Below are 6,953 nucleotides of genomic sequence, written 5' to 3'. Positions count from 1 at the left end.
TTGCTACGCCACGAGAGCATTGCGCGCATCGTCGTGGCCGAGCTGGACGCCGAAGTCGTGCGCCTCACGCACGAGTATCTGCCGCAGGTGCACGGCGGCGCGTTCGACGATCCACGCGTCGAACTCGTGATCGGCGATGCGGCGGATTTCGTCGCCGGCACGCAAGAGACCTTCGATCTGGTCGTGTTCGACCTGACACCGCCGGACTCGCCGGCCGCCGGCCTCTACACCTCGACGTTCTACGAGCAGCTCAAGCGCGTGATGAACCCCGACGCGGTCCTGTCAATGCACCTGGGCGCACCGTTTTTCCACGGCCAGCGCGTCGCCGCCTTGCTCGAAGACCTGCGCAAGGCCTTCGCCGTCGTGCGACCGATGAACACCTTCGTGCCGCTTTATGGCTCGCTATGGATGATGACGACAGCCAGCGCCACGCTCGACCCTACGGCGCTTTCCCGCGCCGAGCTCAGCGAGCGTCTCGCCGCCCGTCGAATCGACGGCCTTGCGTGGTATGACGCCGACGCTCATGCCGGTCTCTTCTCGGCATCCCGGGCGGTGCGCGATAAACTAAGTCAATTCTTAAAGCCTGTACGGTAACGCGGCGGCAGAATGTGCGGTTTGGTTGGCGCTGCCGTCTCATGCGCCAATTGCCTGGCTGCGCTGCACTTGCCCCGCTGTTCCTAGATCCGGAGAACCCCATGAGCGCCTTCCGACCCGCTGGTGTGCCCTGGTTGACCCCTTATCTGACGGTACGCGACGCGCGTTCCACGATTGCGTTCTATGAGGCCGCTTTCGGCTTCGAGGTGCGCGACAGCGTCCAGGACGACGGTGTTGTCATGCATGTCGAGATGGTCTACCAAGGCCAGTTGATCGTGATGTTCGCGCCGGAAGGCGCGTTCGGCTCGACTGCGAAAACACCGAAAAGCGCCGGGGCGATTGCGCCGCAATCGTTCTATGTCTATGTCGACGATGTCGACGCGGTTTATGCGCGGGCGCTTGCCGCCGGCGCGAAATCGCTGAGCGAGCCACAGGATCAATTCTGGGGTGACCGTTTCGCCCAGGTTGAAGACCTGGACGGCTACCGCTGGGCGCTCGCTCGCCACCTTTCGTGAACTAATGAGTATTTTTCTGATGCCTCGCTTCTTCGTCGGTACGGCTCTCAAGCCCGACGACATCATGCAGCTTCCCGATGACGTCACGCGGCACATCCTGGTCCTGCGCCTGCAACCGGGCGATTCAATCGTGCTTTTCAATGGAGAAGGCGGCGAGTACAGCGCCGAACTCGTCGAAGTTGAACGGCGCTCCGCGAGCGTCCGGGTGCGCGAACTTCGCGATATCGAGGTCGAAGCTCCCTATCATCTGACGCTCGCACAGGGCATCGCCGGCGGCGACAAGATGGACTGGCTCATCGAAAAAGCCGTCGAGTTGGGGGTATCGAGTTTTGTGCCGCTCACCACGACGCGTAGCGTAGTGCGCCTGTCTGGCGAGCGGGCGCAACGTCGGCATGCGCACTGGCAAGGTATCGTCCGTTCGTCATGCGAACAATGCGGACGCAATCGCCTGCCCGACGTCGCCCCAGTGCGTGAGATCGCCACCTGGCTCGGCGCCCTGCCGCGTGAGGCTGAACCTGGCGAGATGCGGCTGTTGCTGTCACCGCGTGCAAGCATCAGCTTTACGGCTTTGCCTGAGACACCGCCGCTTGGACGAGTCACACTGCTGATTGGACCGGAAGGCGGCTTTTCGGCCGCCGAAGAAGCCGCTGCAACCAGCCACGGCTTCACCGCCGTGGGCCTCGGTCCGCGCGTATTGCGCACTGAAACGGCAGGTATCGCCGTACTCGCCGCATTGGCCGCACGCTGGGGCGGATGGTAAGCAGGTCAAACTGACTGCGGGCACGCTTCGCGTTGCGACGCACTCCAAAAGAAAAGGCCCGCCTGATGGCGGGCCTTTTCTTTGTTCAGTCATCCGTATTTCGCCGGCTCACGCTATCGCGCTTGGATTGAGCCACATTCAGGTGTGATTTGCGCTCAAGCGCACGTCAAAATCAGGCGAACGAATAAAACACCCGGAACGCCACCTTCCGTTCAGCCCAGTACTCCGACGCTTCGCGGAATACGTCGAGCAGCGTCTCGCGCCCTTCCTTGTCGAATTTCTGGGCAACAGGCAATGCCTCCAGCACGATCACGAAGCCGGGCTGCGTACCCGCTTTGGCGACCAGTTCGGTCAGGCAATCGTAGAGGGCGTCGTAATTCTTGCCGAAGTGCTTCGGAAACAGAAAGGAGGTCGCAATCGTCTCCATCACCTCCTGTTTCGACTGCGCATTCGCGCAATGCGCATACAGGAAGTGCTGGCCAAGCTGGCTGGCTTCGTCGGCGAGATCCTGCACGCGAAACGCGCGGATCGACTGTACGATGTTCGGTCGTACGGTCTTGAAAAGACTCATAGGCCCCTCGCTCGATGCAACCACAGTGCTGGCTTCGCTCTGCGTGTCCCGTCCGTCGCCAGCCGCGCGCATCTGCATGACGCGCTGGAAGAGATTGCCGTTGCCGGCCGCGAACAGATCAGTCGCGACTCCGGAGTCGTGCGCGTAGATGTTCTCGCTCATGCCGTTCATCCCGATGTCATTCAACAATACGATTAAAACTGGTGTAGTGGTCGTCCGAGTAGTAGCAATTGTCGGTTCGCTGTAGCGGACCCCCACAGACAATGCGACGCGCGCCGCGATTGCGGGAACGCGGCGTGGGAACGGTGTATTCGTGATAAAAGCCGCGCCGATGCGGCGGAAGCAGCCGTTCGCGGTTGCCGAATACGATGCCGTCCTTCTCATACGGGTAAGGCCCGCCTGCGGCAATCAAGTTCAATGTATCGGCCGCTTCACGCGGCAACTGCGCCACCGCGACGGTGCCCAGCACCTGATTGTCGGTATTGCCGGAAGTCCCGAAATCTCGCGCGAACGCGCCAGAATCCAAACCCAGACTTCCGCACAGACTGCCAAACGTCACGGCGCCAAGAAGCACGCCCTTTCGGAGCCACTTGCGCGCCATGAAGCAGGGTTCCCCGTTGTTAAATCACGAGTTTGACGACCATGAAAGACGTAAGGGTATCGCTAATAGCCCACGGAATCAACGTTCGTGCGCCGAACGAACGGCCCCCTTGCGGCCGCAAAGCCCCGCTGGCGCGGCCTTGACGACTTTTGACAGATTATTTTATCTCTATCAGGATAAAATTAGCCTGACGGTAACGATCGGAATGCGCGTCAATGCAGATCCCATTCCGAACGCTAGTGGAGGTGGTGAGCCGTCGTTGTCCTACTTCTGGGAGGCAATCCCCTGCTTTACCCACAGGCGTGCCCATTGCAGGCACGCCTTTTTTTCGCCCGCACAGTGCGTTGTGCGGGCCGCCGCTTAACGAGCAGCGATCACATCGGCCACCAGCAGTGCCGTCATGTTGACAATCCGGCGCACCGTCGCCGAGGCGGTCAGCACATGTACCGGCTTCGCTGCGCCCAGCAGGATCGGGCCAATCGCGATGTTGTTGCCCGCTGCCGTCTTAAGCAGGTTGTACGAAATGTTGGCCGCGTCGATGTTCGGCATCACGAGCAGGTTGGCATCACCTTCCAGCGTCGAGTCGGGCAGCACTTCGCGGCGCAGGTTGTGGTCGAGCGCGAGGTCGCCGTGCATTTCGCCGTCCACTTCCAGATCCGGCGCACGTTCGCGCAGGATCTCCAGCACTTCGCGCATTTTCAACGCGGTCGGCGCGTTGCTCGTGCCGAAATTCGAATGCGAGAGCAGCGCGATTTTCGGTTCAATGCCGAAACGGCGCACTTCTTCGGCCGCCATGATGGTGATCTCGGCCAGTTCTTCCGGTGTCGGATCAACGTTCACGTGCGTGTCGACGAGGAAAATCTGCCGGCCCGGCAGTACCAGCCCGTTCATCCCGGCGTACACGGTGCTGCCTTCGCGCTTGCCGATCACCTGATCGATAAAGTGCAGATGGCGGTGCGTCGTGCTGATCGTGCCGCAGATCATGCCGTCGGCTTCACCCTTTTCCACCAGCATCGCGCCGATCAGCGTGGTGCGGCGGCGCATTTCGAGCTTGGCCATCTGCTCGCTGATGCCCTTTCTCGCCATCAGCTTGTGGTACGTCTGCCAGAAATCGCGATAGCGCGCGTCGTGGTCAGTATTGACCACCGTATAGTCCTGGCCGTTGACGAGGCGCAGGCCGTAGCGGGCAATCCGCTGCTCGATCACCGCTGGACGCCCGATCAGGATCGGCTTGGCCAGCTTTTCATCGACGATGATCTGCAGTGCGCGCAGCACGCGCTCTTCTTCGCCTTCCGCGAAGACGATACGTTTCTTCTCCGGCTCGACGCTGCGCGCCAGCTGGAAGATCGGCTTCATCGTCGTGCCGCTGTGGTAGACGAACTGTTGCAGATGCTGCTCGTACGCGTCCATGTCCTCTATTGGCCGCTCGGCCACGCCCGAGTCCATTGCGGCTTTCGCCACCGCCGGCGCGACTTTGACGATCAGACGCGGGTCAAAGGGCTTCGGAATCAGATATTCCGGCCCGAACGACAGGTCTTGAATACCGTACGCGGTGGCGACGATATCGCTCTGCTCCTGGCGTGCCAGTTCGGCAATCGCATTGACCGCGGCAATTTCCATTTCCCGCGTGACGGTCGTCGCGCCGGCATCCAGCGCGCCGCGGAACAGGAACGGGAACACCAGGACGTTGTTCACCTGATTCGGATAGTCGGTACGGCCCGTACACAGCACGGCATCGGGACGAACTTCAAGCGCCAGTTCCGGCAGGATTTCCGGGGTCGGGTTGGCCAGCGCCAGAATCAGCGGTTTGTCGGCCATCTGCTTGACCATGTCCTGCTTCAGCACCCCGCCAGCGGACAGACCCAGGAAAATATCCGCGCCGCCAATCGCTTCAGCCAGCGTCCGGGCGTCGGTTTCGCGCGCAAAGCGCTCCTTGTCCGGGTCCATCAGTTCGACGCGGCCTTTGTAGACGACGCCGGCCAGGTCGGTGACCGTGATGTTTTCAAGCGGCAGGCCGATATCGACCAGCAGATCCAGACAGGCCAGCGCCGCGGCGCCCGCGCCGGAGGACACCAGTTTGACCTTCTTGATGTCCTTGCCGACCACTTTCAGACCGTTGGTGATTGCGGCCGCGACGACGATGGCCGTGCCATGCTGGTCGTCGTGGAAGACCGGAATCTTCATGCGCTTGCGGCATTCGCGCTCGACGATGAAGCAGTCCGGCGCCTTGATGTCTTCCAGGTTGATGCCGCCGAAGGTCGGCTCGAGCGCGGCGATCACCTCGACCAGCTTGTGCGGGTCGGACTCGTTCAACTCGATATCGAACACGTCGATGCCGGCGAACTTCTTGAACAGCACCGCCTTGCCTTCCATGACGGGCTTCGAGGCGAGCGGGCCGATGTTGCCAAGACCCAGCACCGCCGTGCCGTTCGTCACCACGCCGACGAGGTTACTACGCGCGGTGAAGCGGGCCGCATTCAGCGGATTCTCGACGATCTCTTCGCACGCGAACGCGACGCCGGGCGAGTACGCCAGCGCGAGGTCGCGCTGGTTGATCATCTGCTTGGTCGGCGCGATCGCGATCTTCCCTGGAGTCGGGAACTCGTGATAATCGAGAGCGGCTTCGCGGAGTTTGCTATTGACGGGATTCGACATAAGGCGGGCTTGGAGTGCAGATTAGAATAGGTGTTCGACCGCATTGTAGCGCCATTCCCTGACGTGATTGCTTCAACCCGGGCACAGGTGCCGCAACCTGAACAGGGTAAAACGGACTGAATCTATTCGCGGAATGTAATTGCCGCAATGCAGCATCATGACCCTACAATGCGCGGAGTTAGGCTCTTTTCCGTGCACGGAAACCCCATCATGCTCTCCGAGTTTTCGCTAATCGACCGTTTTTTCGCTCGACGTGCCGGCACCGTTCGCATTGCCACCGACGGCACGCTTGGCATCGGCGACGATTGCGCGCTGCTCGCACCACGTTCTGGCGAGATGCTTGCCATTTCGACGGACATGCTGGTGGAAGGCCGTCATTTCTTTCCGGATATCGATCCGCATGCGCTTGGCCACAAAGCCTTGGCGGTGAACCTCTCAGACCTCGCCGCGATGGGTGCGAGACCCCAGGCCTTCACGCTCGCCTTCGCGTTGCCGCAAGCGAGCGAAGAGTGGCTTGCGGCCTTTAGCAGCGGCCTATTTGAACTCGCTGAGCGCTACGATTGCGAACTCATCGGCGGCGATACCACCGCTGGTCCGCTCAACCTGTGCCTGACAGTATTTGGAAGCGTGCCGCCCAAGCTCGCGCTAAGACGCGATGCCGCGCAACCCGGCGACGACATCTGGATCTCCGGCGCGCTCGGCGACGCCCGGGCCGGACTGGGTGTCCTGCGAGGCGAATGGAAAGCCGACGACAGCGACACTGCGACATTTCGCCGCGCCCTCGAATATCCTGAGCCGAGGGTTCAGCTTGGCCTCGCGCTTCGCGGCATCGCGCATGCGGCGCTCGACCTTTCGGACGGGCTCGCAGGCGATCTGCTTCATATCCTCGAACGCTCGCAAATGCAGGCTCAAGTCGACGTTGACGCAGTGCCTCGCTCAAGCGCGCTACGCAGGCTCGCGCCGGAGATCCAACAGCGCTGCACCCTGGCAGGTGGCGACGACTACGAACTGTGCTTTACCGCCCCGGCCACGGCGCGCGCGGCGATTGAGTTAGCGGGCTCCGAGGTAAATATTCCGGTGACCCGGATCGGTACAATAGGTGCACTTGAATCTGCAGCGTCGTCCCCGGCGATTAGCTGGCGCGACGCATCCGGCAACCCGCTCACCTTGAGCTTGCAAGGCTTCGACCACTTCCATGCAGACTGAACCCCCGCTCGGATCGAACGACGACTTCGCCTCCGGCTCACCGCATGGTGG

Annotated in this window: 7 protein-coding genes; 4 read left to right on the top strand and 3 right to left on the bottom strand. The window is 61.5% G+C overall.

Going from position 1 to position 6,953, the window contains the following annotated elements:
- The 3 genes from WCA85_RS20305 to WCA85_RS20295 form a co-directional block, all read left to right on the top strand.
- The coding region (locus WCA85_RS20305; protein ID WP_424066670.1) for a polyamine aminopropyltransferase at window positions 1-594 on the top strand (594 nt) is incomplete at its 5' end.
- A gap of 101 nt (window positions 595-695) precedes the next feature.
- Window positions 696-1,109, top strand: coding sequence for a VOC family protein (locus WCA85_RS20300; protein WP_424066669.1), 414 nt, complete (start codon window positions 696-698; stop codon window positions 1,107-1,109).
- A 19-nt stretch (window positions 1,110-1,128) separates the two neighbouring features.
- Complete coding sequence (locus WCA85_RS20295; protein WP_424066671.1) at window positions 1,129-1,869, top strand: 16S rRNA (uracil(1498)-N(3))-methyltransferase; 741 nt, start codon at window positions 1,129-1,131, stop codon at window positions 1,867-1,869.
- Window positions 1,870-2,041: 172 nt separating this feature from the next.
- Here WCA85_RS20295 and WCA85_RS20290 read toward each other — a convergent pair whose 3' ends face one another.
- The 3 genes from WCA85_RS20290 to WCA85_RS20280 all read right to left on the bottom strand — a co-directional run bounded on the left by WCA85_RS20290 (window position 2,042) and on the right by WCA85_RS20280 (window position 5,696).
- A complete protein-coding gene (locus WCA85_RS20290; protein WP_424066668.1) occupies window positions 2,042-2,611 on the bottom strand; it encodes a barstar family protein in 570 nt (189 codons plus the stop codon).
- A 7-nt stretch (window positions 2,612-2,618) separates the two neighbouring features.
- Window positions 2,619-3,041, bottom strand: coding sequence for a ribonuclease (locus tag WCA85_RS20285; protein ID WP_424066667.1), 423 nt, complete (start codon window positions 3,039-3,041; stop codon window positions 2,619-2,621).
- 360 nt (window positions 3,042-3,401) lie between these two features.
- A complete protein-coding gene (locus tag WCA85_RS20280; RefSeq protein WP_424066666.1) occupies window positions 3,402-5,696 on the bottom strand; it encodes an NADP-dependent malic enzyme in 2,295 nt (764 codons plus the stop codon).
- A 210-nt stretch (window positions 5,697-5,906) separates the two neighbouring features.
- On the opposite strand from WCA85_RS20280, the gene thiL reads away from it, so the two are divergent.
- A complete protein-coding gene (gene thiL / locus WCA85_RS20275) occupies window positions 5,907-6,902 on the top strand; it encodes a thiamine-phosphate kinase (RefSeq protein WP_424066665.1) in 996 nt (331 codons plus the stop codon).
- Window positions 6,903-6,953 lie beyond the last annotated feature (51 nt).

Source organism: Paraburkholderia sp., from assembly GCF_049581445.1.
GTDB lineage: Bacteria > Pseudomonadota > Gammaproteobacteria > Burkholderiales > Burkholderiaceae > Paraburkholderia.
The sequence above is the reverse complement of the archived record's forward strand: the minus strand, read 5'-3'. Positions and strand labels throughout refer to the sequence as shown.

What these genes read in the sequence shown, in the direction of transcription:
- WCA85_RS20295 (WP_424066671.1), top strand. Translation starts at nt 1,129, where the DNA reads ATGCCTCGCTTCTTCGTCGGTACGGCTCTCAAGCCCGACGACATCATG.
- WCA85_RS20290 (WP_424066668.1), bottom strand. Translation starts at nt 2,611, where the DNA reads ATGAACGGCATGAGCGAGAACATCTACGCGCACGACTCCGGAGTCGCG.
- WCA85_RS20280 (WP_424066666.1), bottom strand. Translation starts at nt 5,696, where the DNA reads ATGTCGAATCCCGTCAATAGCAAACTCCGCGAAGCCGCTCTCGATTAT.
- thiL (WP_424066665.1), top strand. Translation starts at nt 5,907, where the DNA reads ATGCTCTCCGAGTTTTCGCTAATCGACCGTTTTTTCGCTCGACGTGCC.
- WCA85_RS20300 (WP_424066669.1), top strand. Translation starts at nt 696, where the DNA reads ATGAGCGCCTTCCGACCCGCTGGTGTGCCCTGGTTGACCCCTTATCTG.
- WCA85_RS20285 (WP_424066667.1), bottom strand. Translation starts at nt 3,041, where the DNA reads ATGGCGCGCAAGTGGCTCCGAAAGGGCGTGCTTCTTGGCGCCGTGACG.